The 19649-nt window shown below is 64.8% G+C and carries 17 protein-coding genes, 1 tRNA gene and 1 pseudogene; 10 read left to right on the forward strand and 9 right to left on the reverse strand.

Features of this window, described 5'->3' with window-relative positions; translation table 11 throughout:
• Positions 1 to 671 precede the first annotated feature (671 nt).
• Positions 672 to 2354: a peptidoglycan-binding protein gene (locus tag AKN84_RS26240; RefSeq protein ID WP_050423468.1), complete on the reverse strand. Its 1683-nt coding sequence runs from the start codon at positions 2352 to 2354 to the stop codon at positions 672 to 674.
• A 348-nt stretch (positions 2355 to 2702) separates the two neighbouring features.
• On the opposite strand from AKN84_RS26240, the gene AKN84_RS26245 reads away from it, so the two are divergent.
• The 3 genes from AKN84_RS26245 to AKN84_RS26260 all read left to right on the forward strand — a co-directional run bounded on the left by AKN84_RS26245 (position 2703) and on the right by AKN84_RS26260 (position 5904).
• Complete coding sequence (locus AKN84_RS26245) at positions 2703 to 3131, forward strand: hypothetical protein (protein WP_167351878.1); 429 nt, start codon at positions 2703 to 2705, stop codon at positions 3129 to 3131.
• 365 nt (positions 3132 to 3496) lie between these two features.
• Positions 3497 to 5071, forward strand: a complete 1575-nt coding sequence (locus tag AKN84_RS26255; protein ID WP_050423471.1) for a putative bifunctional diguanylate cyclase/phosphodiesterase — start codon at positions 3497 to 3499, stop codon at positions 5069 to 5071.
• Positions 5068 to 5904 (forward strand): hypothetical protein, encoded by an 837-nt coding sequence (locus AKN84_RS26260; protein WP_050423472.1) that lies wholly within the window; start codon positions 5068 to 5070, stop codon positions 5902 to 5904. The genes AKN84_RS26255 and AKN84_RS26260 overlap by 4 nt, the downstream gene beginning before the upstream one ends.
• Positions 5905 to 6608: 704 nt before the next feature.
• Here AKN84_RS26260 and AKN84_RS26265 read toward each other — a convergent pair.
• Positions 6609 to 6682: transfer RNA gene (locus AKN84_RS26265), tRNA-Val, on the reverse strand.
• A 79-nt stretch (positions 6683 to 6761) separates the two neighbouring features.
• Positions 6762 to 7121, reverse strand: a complete 360-nt coding sequence (cpdR, locus tag AKN84_RS26270) for a cell cycle two-component system response regulator CpdR (RefSeq protein ID WP_016843340.1) — start codon at positions 7119 to 7121, stop codon at positions 6762 to 6764.
• A 305-nt stretch (positions 7122 to 7426) separates the two neighbouring features.
• Between cpdR and AKN84_RS26275 the strand changes: the two genes are divergently transcribed.
• From AKN84_RS26275 to AKN84_RS26285, 3 genes are all read left to right on the forward strand, one after another.
• Entirely contained in the window at positions 7427 to 8314 is an 888-nt protein-coding gene (locus AKN84_RS26275) for an N-formylglutamate amidohydrolase (protein WP_050423505.1), read from the forward strand.
• A 591-nt stretch (positions 8315 to 8905) separates the two neighbouring features.
• Positions 8906 to 9685: a histidinol-phosphatase gene (gene hisN, locus AKN84_RS26280; protein ID WP_050423473.1), complete on the forward strand. Its 780-nt coding sequence runs from the start codon at positions 8906 to 8908 to the stop codon at positions 9683 to 9685.
• A 77-nt stretch (positions 9686 to 9762) separates the two neighbouring features.
• On the forward strand, positions 9763 to 10740 hold the full coding sequence (locus tag AKN84_RS26285; protein WP_162240904.1) for a Bug family tripartite tricarboxylate transporter substrate binding protein: 978 nt from the start codon (positions 9763 to 9765) through the stop codon (positions 10738 to 10740).
• A gap of 68 nt (positions 10741 to 10808) precedes the next feature.
• On the opposite strand, the gene AKN84_RS26290 is transcribed toward AKN84_RS26285, so the two are convergent.
• The 3 genes from AKN84_RS26290 to AKN84_RS26295 are packed head-to-tail and all read right to left on the reverse strand — an operon-like array spanning position 10809 to position 12368.
• Positions 10809 to 11339 carry a glutathione S-transferase family protein gene (locus AKN84_RS26290; protein ID WP_244485496.1) on the reverse strand — a complete coding sequence of 177 codons (531 nt, stop codon included), beginning with the start codon at positions 11337 to 11339 and terminating at the stop codon, positions 10809 to 10811.
• Entirely contained in the window at positions 11284 to 11457 is a 174-nt protein-coding gene (locus tag AKN84_RS49330) for a thioredoxin domain-containing protein (RefSeq protein WP_244485497.1), read from the reverse strand. The genes AKN84_RS26290 and AKN84_RS49330 overlap by 56 nt, the downstream gene beginning before the upstream one ends.
• Before the next feature lie 17 nt (positions 11458 to 11474).
• A complete protein-coding gene (locus AKN84_RS26295; RefSeq protein ID WP_050423475.1) occupies positions 11475 to 12368 on the reverse strand; it encodes a LysR family transcriptional regulator in 894 nt (297 codons plus the stop codon).
• 92 nt (positions 12369 to 12460) lie between these two features.
• Between AKN84_RS26295 and AKN84_RS26300 the strand changes: the two genes are divergently transcribed.
• A complete protein-coding gene (locus tag AKN84_RS26300) occupies positions 12461 to 13213 on the forward strand; it encodes a sulfite exporter TauE/SafE family protein (protein WP_050423476.1) in 753 nt (250 codons plus the stop codon).
• 67 nt (positions 13214 to 13280) lie between these two features.
• Here the strand turns inward: AKN84_RS26300 and AKN84_RS46040 are convergent.
• Positions 13281 to 13915: pseudogene (locus AKN84_RS46040) on the reverse strand (LysE family translocator).
• A 238-nt stretch (positions 13916 to 14153) separates the two neighbouring features.
• Here AKN84_RS46040 and AKN84_RS26310 point away from each other — a divergent pair.
• Together AKN84_RS26310 and AKN84_RS26315 are read left to right on the forward strand one after the other, a co-directional pair.
• Complete coding sequence (locus AKN84_RS26310; RefSeq protein WP_050423478.1) at positions 14154 to 15953, forward strand: adenylate/guanylate cyclase domain-containing protein; 1800 nt, start codon at positions 14154 to 14156, stop codon at positions 15951 to 15953.
• Between the two features lie 60 nt (positions 15954 to 16013).
• Positions 16014 to 16673, forward strand: coding sequence for a hypothetical protein (locus AKN84_RS26315; protein WP_050423479.1), 660 nt, complete (start codon positions 16014 to 16016; stop codon positions 16671 to 16673).
• Positions 16674 to 16700: 27 nt separating this feature from the next.
• Here the strand turns inward: AKN84_RS26315 and AKN84_RS26320 are convergent, their stop codons facing one another.
• Positions 16701 to 17648 (reverse strand): alpha/beta fold hydrolase, encoded by a 948-nt coding sequence (locus tag AKN84_RS26320; protein ID WP_050423480.1) that lies wholly within the window; start codon positions 17646 to 17648, stop codon positions 16701 to 16703.
• Positions 17649 to 17868: 220 nt separating this feature from the next.
• Between AKN84_RS26320 and AKN84_RS26325 the strand changes: the two genes are divergently transcribed.
• On the forward strand, positions 17869 to 18345 hold the full coding sequence (locus AKN84_RS26325; protein WP_193399688.1) for an Hsp20 family protein: 477 nt from the start codon (positions 17869 to 17871) through the stop codon (positions 18343 to 18345).
• 172 nt (positions 18346 to 18517) lie between these two features.
• On the opposite strand, the gene AKN84_RS26330 is transcribed toward AKN84_RS26325, so the two are convergent.
• Entirely contained in the window at positions 18518 to 19321 is an 804-nt protein-coding gene (locus tag AKN84_RS26330; protein ID WP_050423482.1) for a hypothetical protein, read from the reverse strand.
• Positions 19322 to 19649 lie beyond the last annotated feature (328 nt).

Genomic DNA, 19649 nt, shown 5'->3' on the forward strand with positions numbered 1-19649 from the left:
TTTTCTGGATGCGGACATCGCCCGCTTACGCCGGCCGCTCCTGATAGGTCCGATGGTTCCTGCGGCAGTCGTGCTCACACATGGCATTCATCATTGTCGCGTCATTGCATTGTCGCGTCACAGCCGATCCGGCTCGGAAGCTCCCGTCACCGAGTCGGCTCGACTGATCTAGAGAACAATCTGGGCGAGAACCAGAGGGGCGACGACGTGCGTCGAGCGGAAATTCAAGATTGCCTTCATGCGATGCGACAGGGCAACGCATCGTCGCGGACTGTTCGGAAAATTTTCTCGATCTCCGCGCCGAGACGAAACGAACGTCATAAGCGGGACGCGATCTAAGCACGGTACATGACACATCGAGAATCCCGCGCACGGGTTCCTCGGCGACCGCGACCAAGGACATTTGCCTAATCATGTGGCATTCCATCGCGTGCAACGTCAATGCAATCCATGCGGACGGCACACGTGAGCTGCACGAGGCGCACATGTTGTCGCACGTTGTGCGGCATTCTCATTTGAACGTCGAGATGACGAAGGTCACAACGGCTCATCACGTTGCGAAGAACTTTTCCGCTGGACACACGACGCGCGAAAGTAGGGACGCCTCAAGGAAGGAGCCCCGCCGTGCGGCGGGGCTCCTGCTCGAGCATCCTGTTTCCGATCCGAACATCCTATTTGCGATCGGAGTTTTGCGCCGGCGTCTGCGTGCTCTGGCCTGCGCCGGACGATGGCGGATTGCTGCTCTGGTTAGGTTGGCTCGACTGCTTGTCCCGGCCAGCGCCTGGCTGGTTGGCGCTGCCCTGACCAACGGTGGACTGGCTCCGCGGCGCAGCCTGTCCTGTCGTATTGTGCTCCGGGGCCTGCTGTTGAGCGGATGGCTCATTTCCGGTCCGGCCGGATGATGACTGGCTCTGCGGCGAGTTCACCTGCCCCGTCGTTTGTCCATCCCGCGTTTGCCCGGTCGTGCTCTGCTCGGCGGGCTGCTGCCGCGCGCCGCCCCGGCCGACCGTCGACGGCTCTCGCCCCGCACCCTGGCCGATCCGGTCCGACAGGCCCAATGCGGCAACCGTGTGCGTGTCGACGCTTCCGCTGGTCGCGATGCCCTCCCGACGCTGGAACGTGATCAGCGCCTCGCGGGTCCGCGCTCCCATGACACCGTCAGCCTCGCCGACCAGCAGGCCGCGGTCGATCAGCACCTGCTGCACCTCGCGGATCTCTTGAGGATTGAGGTCCATCATCGCATAGCTATCGCTGCTGCTGCGATGGTGGCTGAAGCGCGTCCGCGGTCCGACCGGGACCACGTCGACCACGCGGCGATCCCGATCGAGGAACACGACTTCATCTTCGACGACGAAGAAGCTGTCGTCGCGATAATACGGGAACGCATCGATCAGCACCGGGAAGGCGGCGACCGACACGACGTTGAACCTCCGGGGCACCACCACGCCCGGATTGACCGCGAAGTTGATCGCGTTGACGTTCACGCGCGGCGCGTTGCGCGCCGACAGCACGGAGCGCTGGATCGTGCTTTGCTGTTGCGCGGTCACCGTGCGTCCGGCCTCGGTCTGGACCGCAGCATTCGATTGGGTGCGAGCGGTTGCACCGGCCTGACCGGTGGTCTGTCCGGAATTGAGCTGTCCGGACTTGGCACCGGAGTTAACCTGGCCCTGCGTCGTGCCGGATTGCTGGGCGGCCGCGCCCGTGGTCTGGCCGGCTCTGGTGTTCTGGCCAGCCGTTGTGCTCTTGCCGGTTGTCGTGCTCGCGCCCTGACCCTGACCCGTGGTGGTGCTCTGGCTGCGGTTCGCGGTGTTGGCGCGGTTCTCCTGCCGCTGGCTCTGCCGCGTTGTCGCGTTGCTGCGTTCGCGGGATTCAGATCGGCCGATCTGCTCGCGCTGGCTTCGACTCTGACCGATGGTCTGCTCCTGCCGGCCCTGGGTGCGCTCGCTCTGTCGATCGCCTCTCTCCTGCAACCGGCCGCTTTCGCGCGCTTGCCCGGTGGTCTGGCCTTGCACGCGTTCGCCGCGTCCGGCTGCGCCGCCGCTGATCCGACCTTCAGCGCGGCCACCTTCTCTTGCGCCTGCGCCTTCTCTTGCGCCCGCACCCTGGCCGACCGTCATGCCTTCGCTTCGCGACGCGCCGGGACTTCCATGCATTGCGCCGCCGGCATGTCCGCCTGATGGACCTGCGGACGGTCCGTGTTCGCTGGCACCGGCTCCGGCACCCGCGCCGCCCGCACCACCACCCATGCCGCCGCCTGCTCCTTCGCGCATGCCCTGCGCCGAGGCGAGACTGACGCCGGCGAACAGGATGGCTGTCGTCAGCAGCAATTTGCTCTTCATGATTCGGTTCTGCATTGCGGATTCCTCCTAAAAGTTCGACGGCTACCGGGTTCGCGAAAGCTGGCACGTAATGACCAGCGCTATCGCCGCAAAAGCCGCTTTCCAACAGGGCCGGTGAGATGCGCGGCACAAGCGTGCACGCGACTCGACCAGTGAACCTGCGTTACGAAGAAACAACGTCGCCGCCCTCGCCGTTCCTAGACACGCGCTCGACGCGACATTTCGCATCAGGGAACTGCGGCGGAATCGTCCTGATCCCGCTCAAGGAACCAATTGCCGCCTGCTCGCAGGCGCGTGGCGATTGGCAACCATTGCCACCCTGCCCCGTTGACCGGCTGGGCAATCACTATCGAGGAGGACGCCATGAGGAAAACAGCCCTTGTTCTTGCAACAGTCGGTGCGCTTGGGGTGAGCGCTATCGCAGCCCCCGCGCCCGCCGAAGCACGATGGGGACACGGAGGGTGGGGAGGATGGGGTCCCGCGCTCGCAGGCGGATTGATTGCCGGCGCAGTCGTCGGCGGCCTCGCCTCGTCAGCCTATGGCTACCCAGGCTATGGCTACGGCTACCCCGGTTACGGCTATGACTACGCGCCCGCCTACTATGCGCCCGGTTACGCTTACGACTACGGCTACGACGCGCCGTATCGCTGGGGCGGCGGCTACACCACGACATATTATAGCGGATACAGCCCGGCCTATTACGGCTACCGCTATCGTCACGTGGTGCGACCGGCATACGCCTACTATGGCGGCCCCTACCACCGCTGGCATCATCGCTGGCATCGTTGGTGAGACCGGGTAGAAGCTCGCCGAATTGCGCGGGCATGGCACGTGCCCACGCCGGTTCGCCTGGCATGAAGCTGGCGCGGTCAGCGGCAGCAACATCGCAGCCGGCGACATCGTAATCCTGCGCGTACTCGGAACCATTCGGGTTGCCGATCAGCCGTCGAACACGCTTGTTCCGAACCAAGCGCCGGAACCCGGTAATTTTACCGTCGACGAAAGTCTCAATAAATGGACCACGCCGCCATCGTAGATTTGTAACCATCTTGCAAATCGTTATCGCGCAAAAGTCGCGGACGGCCTTCACGCAACCTTTTGCAAACTCCAGACTGCCTACCGTCGCCGGATATTTGATTGGTAGTGGGGACGAGGAGATGGTTGGACCGCGGCCCAATATTTCGATGCGGCTCGGGGCCACGATCAGGGAACTGCATTCTGGCGTCGAGAATGATCCCGCCGTTGCGTCGGCCGGGACAAGTTCGGAGGTCGAGCGCCTGCGCGGCGTGATTGCACGCCTGATGCACACGGCGGCGCATGACCAGCTGACCGGGCTTCCGACGCGCAGCCTGCTGCTCGAACGGCTGGATCGTGAACTGGCGCGCGAGGCCGATGACGGCGCGCGGGTCGCGGTGCTGTTCGTCGATCTCGACAACTTCAAGCTCGTCAACGATTCGCTCGGCCATAGCAGCGGCGACAAGGTGCTGACCGAGATGGCTAGGCGCATCGCTGCATGTCTTGGACCGGACGATACCGCGAGCCGGTTCGGCGGCGATGAGATGGTCGTCCTGCATCCGCGCGCCTCGGATTCTTCAGGAGCTGCGCTCGGCAGGCGGATCCTCGCCGCGCTGGCCGAGCCGATCCTGCTCTCCGGCAAGGAAGTCGTGGTCTCGGCAAGCGTGGGGCTTGCGCATTGCAAGCCCGGCACGAAGTGCGCCGAACAATTGCTGCGCGAGGCGGACACCGCCCTCTACGCCGCAAAGGTCCGTGGCCGGGCGCGACTGGCGGAGTTCAACGACGAACTGCATGCCCGCGCCGAGAAGCGCGTCCAGATCGAATCCGATCTGCGGGCGGCGCTGCGCGAATCACAGTTGTTTGTCGAGTATCAGCCGCAGGTCCGCCTCAAGGATGGATGCGTGGTGGGTGTCGAGGCGCTGGTGCGCTGGCGACATCCCGAGCGTGGCATCATCTCGCCCGCCGACTTTATTCCCGTCGCCGAGGAATGCGGGCTCATCGTGAAGATCGGACGGCAGGTGCTGCAGGAATCCTGTCGCCAGCTCGCCGAGTGGACGAGGCAGATGCCGGGCTGCCGGCTCGCCATGACCGTCAACGTGTCGCCGCGTGAGATCGCGGAGCCGAGCTTCATCGAGGAGCTCCGCCAGGTTCTCGCCACGACTAATGTCGATCCGACCGCCCTGTGCCTCGAAATCACCGAAAGCGTCATGATGAGCGCGCCGGAGGAGGTCGTTCAGGTCCTGGATCAGATCCGCCAGCTCGGCGTGTTTGTCGCGATCGACGATTTCGGGACCGAACACTCGTCGCTGTCGCGCCTGCGCGACATGCCGGCCGAAGTCCTGAAGATCGACCGCAGCTTCATCGACGGTCTCAGCAGCGAACCAGGCGATACCGCGATCGTGTCATCGATCCTGAGCCTGGCCTACGCGATGGGCAAGCACACTATCGCCGAGGGCGTGGAGAGGAGCGAGCAGGCCGCCATGTTGCTGCGCATGGGCTGCGACGTTGCCCAAGGCTATTTCTTCTCGCGGCCTGTTGCGGCCGAACAGATCGCGCCGATGCTGACCAAGGCGCTCTGGCATCCAAGTTCGGGACGCGCACTGCACGCCGCGCAGCCCGTCGAAGGACCGGTGCGGCGCGGCCATCACTATTTCATCGATGAGTTTCTCGATCACATCGGGGCGCCGATGGGCACCAAGGCGACGGTCTCGCGATGATGTACCTGGTCATTGGTCTCAGCAATCTGGCGATCGGGCTGGCTTACGCGGGTCTTGGGCTGTTGTCGGCGTGGGAAACCGTCAGCCTGCATCGCTACCGCGGCTGGTCGCGCTTCGGCATCGGATTTTCGATGATGGCTGCGAGCTGCGGCCCGCATCATCTCGTGCATGGCTTTCAGGTGCTGCAGGGCGAGAGCGTGTCCTGGTCGATGCTCGCCGTCACCCTGCTCGGGCTGCCGGCGGGACTGACATTCGTGTTCCTGCGGTTCGAGACGGTGTTGGGCGGCCAGGGCGAGCGACTGATCGCTCTCTCGCCGCATCGCGCGATGTTGCTGGTCGGCGGGTTCGCGATCACCGCGGGCTGGCTCGCGGCCTGGGCGATGGCCCAGCCCGGTGCCTACGTGCCGTTCCTTTGCACGTCGGCCGAGCTTGCCGCGCGCGTGACGACGCCGGGCAGTTGGATCGACGTTGCGTCAGCCACGTTCTTTGCCAATGTGTTCGTGACCGTGACCTACGGCCTGGTCGGCTGGTATCTGGGTGACCATCAGGTGCGCCGCTATCTTGCGACGGGCACGTGGTCGCTGTCCGGAGCTGCCCTGACGGGCGTGTTCTTCAGCTGCGCGCTGATCCACCTGATCGATGCCACGACCCACGGCAGCGGCTCGATGCTCGTGTTCGACCTGATCGGCATTCCCGCCTCGGTGTATTTCCTGTGGGTCGTCGAGCAGCTGCACAGCGACTCCGTGCTGGACTGGAATCGGCGTCCGCTGGTCGGCGCCGCGGCCGCGCCGGCACGGCCCTCACCCTGGAGCGGCGGCGGCGTGCCGCACTGAGCGGCCGCTACTTTGGCGATAGGTCGTCGTTTGGTTGGCGCGTGATCAGTCTCGCGCGCCGGGTTCGGGCCGACGCGAATCGTCCGCCGGCGTCATCACCACGACGAACAGCATGTTGATCAGCACCCAGATCGAAAGCAGGCTCAGCGCGGTGTGCACAGTGATTTCCAATGGAACAGGGGCGTCGATCAGTCGACGCGATGCCACGGCGTATCAGCACCGGAGCCGAAATACGACGCGTAGTAGCGCGGGCGTAATTCTACGGAACATCACCGGACGACGAACGGGCCGAACGTTTGCATCAATGAGAGAGCGGAAAGAGCAAGACTCGGACGATACATGTCGCGAGAGTGCGAAGCGGCATCCCCACCAAAGCTGTCATCGCTCGGCTCGACCGGGCGATCCAGTACGCCGCGGCCTCTCGGCTCAAGCACTACGGCCTCTGGAATACTGGATCACCCGCGTTCGCGTTCGCGGGTGATGACAGCCAGCAAGCTGTTTGACGGGTTGAAGTGAAAACCGGTCGCCTCGCTATTGCGAAGCGGCTTGCCGAGCCGAAGCTCGCGTCCAAGGGCCCGCCTGCGCCCGTTGGGCTTCGGCGCCGTCGTCCGTCTTCGCTTTCACTTCGTTCAAGCTACGCCGGACACGCTCCGCTGGCGATCTCCGGCGTGGCTGCACCACGCGAAGCCCGTCAGGGCGAAGCGTGGTGGGTGCGACAGGATCGAACCTGTGACCCCTACCATGTCAAGGTAGTGCTCTCCCGCTGAGCTACGCACCCAAAGCCATGTTTGGATCGGGTCCCTATAACGGACACCGGCGGGGCAGGCAAGGATACAAAGTGAAGGTTTTTTGGCGAATCAGGCCGCCAGCAACTTATTCACTTCGCTAACCAATTCCCTGAGGTGCACGGGCTTGGCCAGCACCTTGGCGTTTTTCGGCGCCTCCGAATCGGAATTGAGGGCCACCGCGGCGAAGCCGGTGATGAACATGATCTTGATATCGGGATCGAGTTCCGAGGCACGGCGCGCCAGCTCGATGCCGTCCATCTCGGGCATCACGATGTCGGTCAGCAGCATTTCGAACGGCTCCTCGCGCAGCCGCTGGTAGGCCGACATGCCGTTGTCGTGCGGCGAGACCTTGAAACCCGCATTTTCGAGCGCCTTGACCAGGAAGCGGCGCATATCGGTATCGTCTTCGGCGAGAAGTATTTTCGGCATGGCAGGAATCGTCGAATCCGGCTTGAGGAGCAGTCCGAACAGTAAGCCCGACAGACGGTAAATTTCGGGTGAAATTTGCGTCAAGCCAGAGGCAAATGCGCACCACGCATTTCTGGACCCCACCCGCCATCGAATCAACCGGGTGCGGCATTTCCCGCTTTTAAGACGCGTTCCAGGGCGTGCCACACTCTTTTCACTTGGCAGAATGATCGCGATTACCGACAATGCCTTCCCATAAATCTCCGCTTTTCCCGCAGAATCAGTTCTTGCGGGGCGAGGCGGACGCAAGGGACGGCGCCAAGGGAATGACCGAATTTGCTGGCGAGTTGTCGCCCCCGTTCGAGATCGTTGAGCCGCAGGCCTGGCGCGCGCCGATCATCTTCAATTCCCCGCATTCGGGCTCGGTCTATCCTGCCGAATTCCTCGAGGCGTCGCGTATAGATGTGGCGTCGCTGCGCCGCTCCGAAGACAGCTTCATGGACGAGTTGATCGCCGGCGTGAGCGATCGCGGCTTTCCGATCGTCCGGGTCAACTTCCCGCGTTCCTATGTCGACGTGAACCGCGAGCCGTATGAGCTCGACCCGCGGATGTTCACCGGGCGGCTGCCGAGCTTTGCCAACACGCGCTCGATGCGGGTGGCCGGCGGCCTCGGCACCATCCCGCGCGTGGTCGGCGACGGCCAGGAGATCTACCGCGAGCGGCTCGACGTCGACGACGCGCTGCGGCGGATCGAGGTGCTCTACAAGCCCTACCACCGCGCGCTGCGCCGGCTGATCAACAAGGCGCACCAGGCGTTCGGCGCCGTGATCCTGGTTGACTGCCACTCGATGCCGTCGGTCGGCGTGTCGCGCGACGAGCCGCGCCGGCCCGATGTCGTGATCGGCGACCGCTACGGCACGAGTTGCGCGCCGCTGCTGCCCGATCTGGTCGAGGAGATCATGAGTTCGCTCGGCTATTCGATCGGCCGCAACAAGCCCTATGCCGGCGGCTTCATCACCGAGCACTACGGCAACCCGGCGAGCGGCCTGCACACCGTGCAGATCGAGCTCAACCGTGCGGTCTATATGGATGAGCGCCACCGCGAGCGCGGACCGCGCTTTGCCCAGGTGGCAGCCGACTTCGCGACGCTCGCGGATGCGCTCGCAAAGATCCCGTTCGGTGATCTCGGCCCGTTCCAGGCGGCGGCGGAGTAGCGGCGTCTTCGAATCGAACTGCGGTGATCGACGAAGTCGTGAACTGGGAATTCAGTTGGCGGCGTGACCGGATGCGAAATTGGATTCCGCATTCACGCCGGGAAACGTCGAGCCAAGGAAGAGCCAAGGAAGAGCCAAGAAAAAAGGGCCGCTCGAATGAACAAGCGGCCCAAGTCTAGGGAGGAAACGCCCAAGGAGGGCAGCGATAGCGCGAGGCGCTACCGCACCGCAACAATATGCGACCGCGCTGCACAAAACGCAAGAACTTTCGAAACATTTCTTCTGCAATGTTGGTAAGTCTGGCGAAATTGCACCACGGTCAGGACGCCGAATTAATCCGTTAAATATCAAATATTTACGGAGAAAATCGAAATCAGCCAGCGCTCGGCGCATAGCTTGTATACCAGAACTCGCAACTTCGTGATCCGTCCCGGAGCCCTCAAGACTTTCGAATCGGGACCAAATCGAAAGTCCGGAACCGGTCATCAGGCTGGGATAACACTTCGTTAATCGTGCGCGCCGCGTTGGATTGAGCTAGGCAAGAGCGCATTCGATGCTTTCCGCGTCGTTTGCGCATTTCGGGGACATGCCGTGACGGTCATCGACTTTACCGCCTTCATCGGCCGCCTCGCGACCGCATCCGGCGAAACCATCCTGCCCTTCTTCCGAACCTCGCTCTCAGTCGACAACAAGAGCTCGAACGATTTCGATCCGGTCACCGAGGCCGACCGGGCCGCCGAGGCGGTGATGCGGCGGCTCATCAAGGCGAACTTCCCCCAGCACGGCATCGTCGGCGAGGAGTTCGGCAATGAGCGGCAGGACGCCGACTATGTCTGGGTGCTCGACCCGATCGACGGCACGAAGTCCTTCATCGCCGGCTTTCCGATCTGGGGCACGCTGATCGCGCTGCTGCACAAAGGTACGCCGGTATTCGGCATGATGCACCAGCCCTATATCGGCGAGCGTTTCCTGGGCGACAACGGCTCGGCGAATTATTCCGGGCCGTCGGGCGAGCGGCGGCTCTCGGTGCGGCGCTGCGCCGCGCTGAAGGAGGCGACGGTTTTCACCACAAGCCCGCTTCTGATGAATCCGGATGACCGCGCCCGCTTCGGCCGTGTCGAGCAAGCGGCGCGCCTGTCGCGCTACGGCGGCGACTGCTACTCCTATTGCATGCTCGCGGCCGGCCATCTCGACCTCGTGATCGAGACCGAGCTGAAACCCTACGACATTGCCGGCCTGATCCCGATCGTCACCGGCGCCGGCGGCGTCGTCACCACTTGGGACGGCAAGCCGGCACAAGGCGGTGGCCGCATCATCGCGGCCGGCGATCCGCGCGTGCACGAAGCGGCGATGAAGCTGCTCAACGCCTGAGCTTCTGATCGCCTGATTTCTTGAGTTGCCGGGCGACTGATCTGTGCCCATCCTGACGGCAACGAGAAAAGTCAGGGATGGGCGACATGACGATGTGCGGCAGGCTGCTGGTAGTCCTTCTCCTGCTTCTCGCGCCCGTTGCAGCTTCAGCCCAGGAGTTCCCGACCAAGCCGATCCGGCTGATCGTGCCGTTCCCGCCCGGCGGGCCGAACGACATCATCGCGCGCGTGATCGGGCAGAAGATGTCGGTACTGGTGAAACAGCCGATCATCGTCGACAATCGCGCCGGCCAGGGCGGCGTGCTCGGCACCGACGCGGCCGCGAAGGCCGCGCCCGACGGCTACACGGTTGCGATCGCAAGCGCCGGCGCACTGGCGATCAGCCCGAGCATGGAAAAAGTCGCCTACGACACCCTGAAGGATCTCGCGCCGGTGACGCTGGTCGCGACCGTGCCCGAGATGCTGGTCGTCGCAACCGATGTGCCTGCGAAGGACATGAGCGAGCTGGTCGCGCTCGCCAAGGCGCAGCCCGGCAAGCTCAACTTCGCCTCCTCCGGCCCGGGCAGCCTGCCGCATCTGGCCTGCGAATTGTTCAAGCTGACGGCGAAGATCGACATCGTCCACGTGCCGTATCGCGGCGCCGCGCCGGCGGTGAACGATCTCTTGGGTCAGCAGGTGCAGATGACCTTCCTCGACCTGCCGGTGATCCTGCCGCAGATCAAGGCCGGCGCGCTGCGGCCGATCGCGCTCGGCGGCCGCGAACGCGCCCCGACTGCGCCCGACGTGCCGACCACGACCGAGGTCGGCATGCCCGACCTTATCATCGAGAACTGGTACGGCATGGTCGCGCCTGCCGGAACGCCGCCGGCGATCGTCGCGAGACTGAACAAACTCGCGACCGATGCGATGGCTGATCCCGCGGTCAAGGCAAAACTCGCCGAGCAAGGCCTGACATTGGCCGGCGACACGCCGGAACATTTCCGCGACTTCATCGCCGCCGACATCAAGCGATGGGCGAAAGTGATCCAGGACGCCGGCGTGGTGACGGCGAAGTAGAAGCTCTGGATTCTCGTCTTGACGCGGTTTCTTCGCGCCAACCGGTGCCCGCTTCGCTCGAAAACGCTCTAGTGGTCCGGCCGTCCGCGCAGCTCCTCGAACGGAATCATGACGTGCTTACGAAACGGCGGGCGCTGTTGCAGCGTCCTATACCAGCGCTCGACCGCCGGCAGCGGCGGGCGCGCGATCTCGAGCTCGAAGTAGCGATAGAGCGAGGTTCCGGCGGTGATGTCCGCGAGCGATAGCGTCTCGCCGAGCAGGAACGGATTATTCTCAAGGAGACGTTCGAGCTTGGCGAAATGCTGCTCGCAACGGGCCAGCGCGCGCTCAATCGCCGGCCGATTGCGCTGGCTCTCCGGCGTGCGGAAGAATCCCCAGAACACGCCGCCGAGAAAATCCGGCTGCAGCGCGGTTTGCGACCAGTCCATCCAGCCATCGACCCGCGCCCTCATGACGGGATCGTCGGACCAGAACCGCCCTGCCCCATGCCGCGCGGCGAGGTAGCGCAGGATGGCATGGGATTCCCAGACGACGGTTGCCTCGTCATCCCTGATCACAGGCACGCGGCCGTGCGGGTTCATCGCCAGGAAGGCCGGCATCGAGCCCGCCGAACGCGCCGCCGGCATCGATCTGCTCGTGCGCCAGATCGAGCTCGCCGATCAGCCACATCACCTTCTGTACGTTGAACGAACTGCGTCGTCCCCAGACCCTGAGCATTGCACTCTCCTCGCATGTCAACGCTGCGCTTCGGACCGCAAATACTCCACGAGCTGCTTGGCCGCGCGCGGCAACGCCTTGAAGCTGCGGGCGCAGATCGTCAGCCGGCGGTTGGCCCAGCCGTCGCGGATCCTTATCGTCGTGATCGCCATCGACGCCGCACAGCGCCGTGCCGCGGTTTCCGGGATCACCGCGACGCCGACATCGGCGGCGACCATCTGGCAGATGGCGTCGAAGCCGCGCAGGCGGGCACGGAAGCGCAGCCGCGCGCCAAGCTTTGCCGCGTGGCGGGAAATATGGACCTGCAGCGCAGACGTCGCCGTGAGGCCGACGAAATCGCGCCCGACCACCTCCTGGAAGTCGATCTGGCGGCGGTTGCCGAGATCGCTGCGGCGCGGCGCCACCAGCATCAGGCGGTCCTCGCTGAACAGGAAGCGCTCGACGCTGTCCGGCAGCGCATGCTCCGCGGCGAAGCCGAGATCGGCGCCGCCGCTGGCGATTGCGGTCGCGATATCGGTGCTCTCGCGCTCCTCGACATCGACGCTGATATCGGGATGTTCGTGCAGGAAGGCCGCCAGCGCCCGCGGCAGATGCTCCGACAGGCCCGATGTGTTGGCGAGCAGCAGCACGTTGGCGCGGACGCCGCTGGCATAGGCGGCAAGATCGCTTTGCAACGCCTCGACATTGTGGATCACGATGCGGGCGTGACCGAGCAGGCTCTCGCCCGCCGCGGTCAATTCGACGCCGCGGCGGCCGCGCTTGAGCAGCGCGACGCCGAGAGCCTCCTCGAGGCCCTTGATTCGCTCGCTCGCCGAGGCTAGCGCCATGTTCGCCCGCGCCGCGCCCTGCGTGATGCTGCGCGCATCGGAAACCGCGATGAACAATTGCAAATCGATCAGGTCGAACCGCATGACGTGTCCCGCCCCATTCCTTCGGGTGCCCCGAAGGCTAACTCCGTAACCTCCAGATTGTGCCGATCGCGTCGATCGGTCAATGTCCGGCCATGGTCGACCATCTCCTGATCTTCATCGCTTTCGCCTTCCTGCTCGCCGGTTTCGTCAAGGGCACGCTCGGCCTCGGTCTGCCGACGGTCGCGATGGGGCTGCTCGCGACCACGATGGCGCCGGGCCAGGCGATCGCGATCGTGATCGTGCCGGCGATCGTCACCAACATCTGGCAGACCTTTGTCGGCCCCTATCTGCGCGACATCCTGAGGCGGCTGTGGCCGCTGATGCTCGGCACCGTCGCCGGAATCTGGATCAATGCCGGACTATTGACCGGGCCTTACGCCGCCTACGGCACCGTCGTGCTCGGCGTGCTGCTGGTGATCTACGCGATCGTTGGCCTCAGCCGGTTCAACTTCAAGGTCGCGCGGCGCAATGAGAAATGGATCGGCGGCATCGTCGGCGTCATCACCGGGCTGATCTCGGCGGCGACCGGCGTTCAGGTCATTCCCTCGATGCCGTTCATGCAGGCGATCGGCATGGAGAGGGACGAGCTGGTGCAGGCGCTCGGCGTCTTCTTCACTACCGCGACCCTGGCGCTCGCCTTCAACCTCACGGCCTCGGGCCTGCTGACCGCGGCGACTGCGCTGCCCGGCGCGGTGGCGATGGTGGCGTCGTTCATCGGCATGTTCATCGGCCAGGCGGTCCGCACACGGATGCAGCCCGACGTCTTCCGCCGCTGGTTCCTGATCGCGATGATCCTGCTCGGCATCTATCTCGCCGGCAGCGCGCTGCTCAAGCTCCACGGCTAGATTCTTGTTCGACGCGTTTTCTTCACGCGAACCGGTGTCCACTTCGCTCGAAAACGCTCTGGCGACGCTAGCGCGCCTCCAGCATGGCGACGCGGACGCGAGATAGACGAACAGCGCGCCGAGCGAGCGGTTGATCCAGGCGATCACGCCCGCCGATTGCCGGATGCGGCCGGCGGCCCGCGCCGCAAAGGCCGCGAGGCCAAGACACCACAGCGTGCCGCCGGTGATGAAGATCAACCCGAGCACCAGGAAGGCGAGCGTCTTGTGGGCTGAGTCCGCCGCTACGAATTGCGGCAGGAACGCCAGGAAGAACAGCGCCACCTTGGGGTTGAGGATGTTGGTCAGCGCGCCCTGCCAGAACACGCGCGAAATCGAGGTCTCGCCGGCCTGCCCCGCGATCTCGGCGATCGGCTTGGCGCGCGCCAGCAGCATCTGCAGGCCGGTGAGCACCAGATAGGCCGCGCCGATCAGCTTGACGGCCAGGAACGCGGTCGACGACGCCATCAGCAGCGCCGACAGCCCGATCGCCGCGCCCAGCACATGGACCAGGCAGCCGCAGCTGATACCGATCGCCGCAGCGGCGCCGCCACGCCACCCGAGCTGAATCGTGCGCCCTATGATATAAGCGGTATCCGGCCCCGGCGTGACGTTAAGCAGCAGCCCGGACAGGACAAACAGCCAAAGTTCGTGAATTCCCAGCATTCCGCGAGATTATCCTATGTAAGTAACGAACCGGAAAGGACGGTCAGCCAACCTGCGCCATTCCAGCGACACACGAATTCAGTAGAGAAACGGACTGTACGATCCGTTGGTCGCATGCCAATTCCTGCTACTATGCATTATAGGTGCCCGCAAACCGAACTTCCGCCGGACCCGGCCTGTCTTGTAAGTATCGGATTCGGTCACCTCGGCTAAGTGGCCCTTCCAGGGCACAGGAGACATGGAAAGACGGCTCGCTGCCATTCTTTGCGCTGACATCGCCGGCTATTCCCGCATGATGGGGGTCGACGAGGCGGGGACGCATGCCTCGTTCAAGGCGCACCGCAGCGCGATCTATCCCATCATCCTCAACCATGGCGGCCGCATCGTCAAAAACACCGGCGATGGCTTCCTGCTGGAATTTCCGAGCATCATCGGCGCGATCGAGGCCGCCGTCGCGATGCAGACCCTGATGGCCGAGCGCAACGAGCATCTGCCGGCCGACCGCGCCATGCATTTCCGGATGGGTGTCCACATGGGCGACGTCATGGCCGACGAGGACGAGGTGTTCGGCGACGACGTCAACATCGCCGTCCGTCTCGAGACAGTCGCCACGCCCGGCGGCATCGCGGTGTCGGACAAGGCCCGCACCGAGGCGGGACGGCGGCTTGCCGTCAGCCTGGTCGATGCCGGCCCCCACCGCTTCAAGAACATCGCCGAACCGGTCAATGTCTGGACCTGGGTGCCGGCCGGGACTGACGCCCAGGAGCACGCTCCGGAGGACGGGCCGCATCTGCCGGGGCAATACCGGACCGCGATCGTCGGCGTGCTGCCGTTCGACAATCTGAGCGGCAGCACAGACGAATATTTTTCGGACGGCCTGACCGAGGATCTGATCCACGCGCTGTCGCTGCAATCCTTCTACCGCGTGCTGAGCCGCAACTCGACCTTCACCTACAAGGGCAAGAATGTCTCGACGCGGCTGATCGCGCGCGAGATCGACGCCACCTATCTGATCCAGGGCTCGGTGCGGCGCGCCGGCAACAAGATTCGCGTCACCGCCGAGTTGATCGCGCCCGAGAAGGGCGAGCAGCTGTGGACCGGCCGCTACGACCGCGACATGGGCGACCTGTTCGCGATGCAGGACGAGATCACCGCCAATCTCTCCGCTGCGGTCGCGCAGGAGATCTACCGCGCCGAGGCATCGGCGCCGGCACGCTCGCCGAACTCCGAGCTGACCGCGTGGGATCGTTTCCTGAAGGGTCTGTCGCACTACTATCACCAGACCAAGACCGATTGCGAAACCGCGATCGCGCTGTTCAAGGAAGCGATCGAGCTCGATCCCGCGCTGTCGATCGCGCGCGCCTATCTGGCGCTGATCCAGATCCAGAGCATCCAGTTCGGCTGGATTTCGAGCACGCGCGAATTGTGGGCCTCGTCGGTCAGCCTGGCCGAGAGCAGCGTCCGGCTCGATCCGCGCTCCTCGTTCGCATTTTCGCTGCTGGCCTATCTGCACGCGATGCAGGGCCATTACGAAGCCGCGATGGATGCCATCAAACGGGCGATCGAGCTCAACCCCTACGACATGGGCGCGCGCGGCGTGCTCGGGATCTGCCACATGGTGATCGGCGACCATCGCCAGGCGGTGGAGCTGTTCTCGACGGCGGTCCAGCGCGGCAACAGCGATCCGCGCTACCAGTGGGGCGCCTTGAACGCGTTCAGCCATTATTTGCTCGGGCAGTATGACGCATCGCTGTCGTGGTCGCGCGAAACGCTCTACCTCAACCCGAACCATTTGCAGGGCCTTGCGGTGCGCGCCGCAGCGCTCGCCCAGCTCGGCCGCACTGAGGAGGCCGCGCAGGCGGCCGAGGCGCTGCTCGCCAACCATCCCGAGCTGACGGTCGAACGTCACTTGCGCAATTTCCACTGGAAGAACCCGGCCGACATTGCGCATTATCGCGACGGCCTCTTGAAAGCGGGCCTCCCCTTCGGCAAACTCGCTCTGGTTGCATCCACGTCGAAATTCGCCATCGACTCCTGAGCGAATTCATTCACCGGTAATGGATGCTTTTTAAGCTGAAGCTTTTCAGGATGTGGTTTGATGTCCGATACGGCTGCAAGCGCGGTGCCCGCCCCGCAGGTCTCCCCTGACAATCCCTGCCCGTTCCTGCGTGCACTGGTCGCCGGCGGCTATGTCGGGGGCCACATCGTGCCGTTGCCACAGCTGACCGAAACCATCGACCGCGCCACCGGCAAGACCGGCCTTCCGGCGCTCAACGCCGGCGCCAAGATCTTCATGGTCGCGCAGATGGCCAACGGCATCGGCCCGTTCAGCCTGGTGCGCAGCCTGTTGCAGGGCGCGATCCTCGACGAATTGCGCAACGGCCCGCTCGACAAGCACGGCGCCGGCTCGCGCATCCTCGATCAGGACGCCGTCGTGCATGAAGACGAGATCGCGCGGCTCGCGACCTTCGGCAGCGACCACAAGGCGTCCGACGGCAGCGTCGAACGCGGGCTGTCGGCCTCCGAGATCAAGACCTTCATGGCCGCGAACTTCCAGCGCGCCAAGGACGAGCATCCGCCGTCCTACGCCATCCTGCACTGCTACTATCCGCTCTTGATGCTCGGCGAGTGGCCGGTGCTGCTCGACATCATGGGCAAGGGCGAAGGCAAGCACCGCTATCTCAGCGTCGCCGAGGTCAGGACCCTGTTCGTGGAAAAGCGCTTTCCGGACCGCATCGTCGCGCTTCTCAACGGCTGAGTTGCGGGCCTTGCGCCAACCAGCTGTCTATTTGAACAGCGGCGTGCCCGGCACGAAGGCGTCGAACGCCGCCCAGAACTGCGCGCGGTAACGATCCTGCTCCTGCAGGATCTCGTGCTTGGAGCCGGCGATCACGAGATGCGAGCCGGCGCGCAGATGATAGGCGAACTCCTCGATCGCGGCCGTCGACACCACCTCGTCATTGCTCGCCGCCAGCATCAGGATGGGCTGGCGGATCTCGGAGGGATACGACATGCCGCGGAAGGTGCGCATCGCAGTGAACGCGGTGTCGGCCCACGCGATCGTCGGTGCGGCGATGCCGAGCGTCGGGTCTTCCTCCAGGATCGCCGCGTTGCGGGCGTGCCGCACCGGATCGCTGGTCACGGGATTGCCGATGAAGGGCGCGAGCCCGACCAACTCGCTGCCGCCACCCGGAACGTAATTGCCGCCCTGCCCGGTCCAGCGCATGATCCGAAGCAGCGCGCTCGGAAAGAACGACACGCGCTTGCGCGGCAGGTCGATCATCGGCGCCGACAGCACCATGCGGTCGAACCAGCGCTTGCCGGCATGCGCGACCCGCAGCAGGACCGCGCCGCCCATCGAATGGGCCAGCGCGAAATAGGGCGGCGGACAATCAGGCAACACCACCTGCTGCACGAAGGTCTCGACGTCGGTCTCATAGTCAGCGAAGTCGCGCACATACCCCTTGCGCGGATCACGCAGCCGCCGCGACGAATGGCCCTGCCCGCGCCAGTCGATCATCGCCACCGCGAAGCCGCGGTCGCGCAGGTCGCGCACGGTCTCGAAGTATTTTTCGATCATCTCGCCGCGCCCGCCGAACACGCAGACCGTGCCCTTGCGGCCGGGCGGCGGCGCCCAGCGCGCGAAGCGCAGCTCGGCCCCGTCTGATGTTTTGATGGTGCCACTGACAACGTCGTCCGGAACCGGGTTGGCGGGAATCGAGACGAGCGTCATGCGGGAGACCGGCGTGGTGAGACAGGGTGGAGATCAAGGACGCCTGCGCCAAAAAAAGCGACGCGGTTTCCGCCTCTTGAACGCGACGTGACCCCTCCCATATCACCTCAGTGCAGGCCGCTACCAGTGTTTCGGAACCGGAACATGAGGCTGCACACATCTAAGCCCGGCCCGATGGCGGGCGGGTAACTGAAGCAGTCGCTCATTGGAGGACTACCCTATGCGTAGCTACGACCTCACTCCGTTTTATCGTTCCACCGTCGGCTTCGACCGCCTCTTCAACCTGCTCGATCAGGTGACCTCGGACGGCAGCCCCGGCTATCCCCCCTACAACATCGAGCGCACCGGCGAGAATGCTTACCGGATCAGCGTCGCGGTCTCCGGCTTCTCGCAGGCCGAGCTTTCGATCGTCGCGAAGGAGAACACGCTGACGATCAAGGGCGAGAAATCCGCCAACGAGAACTCCGGCCACGGCTCGGAAGTGCTCTATCGCGGCATCGCCTCCCGCGCGTTCGAGCGCGTCTTCCAGCTTGCCGACTTCGTGCAGGTGAAGAACGCTTCGCTCGAGAACGGCCTGCTCCACGTCGATCTCGTCCGCGAGATTCCCGAGGCCAAGAAGCCCCGCAACATTCCGATCGGCGGCGGCGGCGAGAAGGCCCCGCAGGTCGTCGACGGCTCGGCGAAGGTCGCAGCCTAAGGAATGCGCCCCGCGTCAGCAGATATTGGCTGAACGCGAAAACGCCCCGGGAAACCGGGGCGTTTTTTTTTGTTGCCGGCTGCGTAGCCGGATGGAGCGAAGCGAAATCCGGGGACGCTGTGCCAGCGGAGAGATTCCCGGATTTCGCTACGCTCCATCCGGGCTACGGACGTCACTCCAGCCCTTGCACCTTGGGCATTTCCTGGGTCGGCAGGATCGCGGGCGGGGGCGCCGCCGGCGGTGGCGCGGCTTGACCGACGGTCGGAACCTCGGCCTGCTGGACGGGCTTCGGCGCCGCGGCCGCCTGGGTCTCCGCCGGCTTCGGCGCAGCCGCGGCCTGCTCGGGTGCTGCGGCCTGGGCGGGCGCAGGCTGCGGCGTGGCGGTCGGCGGCACCGCGGCCTGGGCCGCCGCGGCGGGAGCCTGGGTCGCCGGAGCAGCAGCGGGAGCCTGCGCCTTGGCGTTGAGCGGGCTGCGCTTCGGCACTGGCACGCGGCTCGCGACATGGGGGATCGGGAGCGGCGGCCGCGGCACCCGGGCCTGGATCGCCCGCGGCATCGGACCGACCGGGCCGTAGGTCGCGCTCATCTCCTCCTCGTAATTGTCGCCGAGCCGATAGGCCGGGGTGAAGCGGATGATGTGCCCGTCGCGGGCATCGATCACCAGCCGGCCGTCGTCGCCGCCCTGGTCGATCACCGAGATCGTGTAGACGAAGCCGCGCTGCTGCGGGGCGCCGAGCGGCAGATAGCCGTTCTCGCGCAGCACGGTGTAGATCTCGACCGGCGGCAGCAGGCTTGGGACGCGGCCAAAGCGCGGCGGCGGCGGAACTTCGGGCATGGCGGCGTAGGGCCCGTCCATGTCGGAGACCCTGACGAAAGCCGGGCTGCCGATCCGGGCGGACGTTGCGAGCTGCGCCTCGGCCGAGACTGCGCTGAGCGCGAGGGCGGCGGCTGCAACCGAACCTGTGAACAACTTCATCGCCGTAACTCCTGTCTGCCCCGCCCTAAGGAGCTTCCCGCTCTCTTGGAGGCTTGCCCGGGGCAAAATTTCAGTTTGAAATTCGGCGGTCCTTGGTCGCTCCTTGGGCCAGATCACGGCGTGTTTGCTTCGAATCGGGGGCGCGGCGGGCCAGCCGAGCCGTTCATTCCGAGCATGCGGGCGAGGACTTCCTCGCGCTTGTGTGATAGACAAAAATTTGGCAAGGTCGAGGTTAGGACAGTAAGGCTGTCTCAATTTCGAGGCCATCCCGGCATGGGGATTGCAACGAGAACCTTCGCGAGAAGGACCTCGGCGCCCCGGGCTCCGA

Source organism: Bradyrhizobium tropiciagri, from assembly GCF_001189845.1.
Classification (GTDB): domain Bacteria; phylum Pseudomonadota; class Alphaproteobacteria; order Rhizobiales; family Xanthobacteraceae; genus Bradyrhizobium; species Bradyrhizobium tropiciagri.

Excerpts from the sequence above, each read along its gene's own strand:
- AKN84_RS26325 (WP_193399688.1), top strand. The coding sequence starts at position 17,869 with ATGCGTAGCTACGACCTCACTCCGTTTTATCGTTCCACCGTCGGCTTC.
- AKN84_RS26320 (WP_050423480.1), bottom strand. The coding sequence starts at position 17,648 with ATGACGCTCGTCTCGATTCCCGCCAACCCGGTTCCGGACGACGTTGTC.
- AKN84_RS26260 (WP_050423472.1), top strand. The coding sequence starts at position 5,068 with ATGATGTACCTGGTCATTGGTCTCAGCAATCTGGCGATCGGGCTGGCT.
- AKN84_RS49330 (WP_244485497.1), bottom strand. The coding sequence starts at position 11,457 with ATGCTCAGGGTCTGGGGACGACGCAGTTCGTTCAACGTACAGAAGGTG.
- AKN84_RS26290 (WP_244485496.1), bottom strand. The coding sequence starts at position 11,339 with ATGCCGGCCTTCCTGGCGATGAACCCGCACGGCCGCGTGCCTGTGATC.
- AKN84_RS26245 (WP_167351878.1), top strand. The coding sequence starts at position 2,703 with ATGAGGAAAACAGCCCTTGTTCTTGCAACAGTCGGTGCGCTTGGGGTG.
- AKN84_RS26285 (WP_162240904.1), top strand. The coding sequence starts at position 9,763 with ATGGGCGACATGACGATGTGCGGCAGGCTGCTGGTAGTCCTTCTCCTG.
- AKN84_RS26275 (WP_050423505.1), top strand. The coding sequence starts at position 7,427 with ATGACCGAATTTGCTGGCGAGTTGTCGCCCCCGTTCGAGATCGTTGAG.
- AKN84_RS26300 (WP_050423476.1), top strand. The coding sequence starts at position 12,461 with ATGGTCGACCATCTCCTGATCTTCATCGCTTTCGCCTTCCTGCTCGCC.
- AKN84_RS26310 (WP_050423478.1), top strand. The coding sequence starts at position 14,154 with ATGGAAAGACGGCTCGCTGCCATTCTTTGCGCTGACATCGCCGGCTAT.
- AKN84_RS26315 (WP_050423479.1), top strand. The coding sequence starts at position 16,014 with ATGTCCGATACGGCTGCAAGCGCGGTGCCCGCCCCGCAGGTCTCCCCT.
- AKN84_RS26330 (WP_050423482.1), bottom strand. The coding sequence starts at position 19,321 with ATGAAGTTGTTCACAGGTTCGGTTGCAGCCGCCGCCCTCGCGCTCAGC.
- AKN84_RS26240 (WP_050423468.1), bottom strand. The coding sequence starts at position 2,354 with ATGCAGAACCGAATCATGAAGAGCAAATTGCTGCTGACGACAGCCATC.
- AKN84_RS26255 (WP_050423471.1), top strand. The coding sequence starts at position 3,497 with ATGGTTGGACCGCGGCCCAATATTTCGATGCGGCTCGGGGCCACGATC.
- cpdR (WP_016843340.1), bottom strand. The coding sequence starts at position 7,121 with ATGCCGAAAATACTTCTCGCCGAAGACGATACCGATATGCGCCGCTTC.
- AKN84_RS26295 (WP_050423475.1), bottom strand. The coding sequence starts at position 12,368 with ATGCGGTTCGACCTGATCGATTTGCAATTGTTCATCGCGGTTTCCGAT.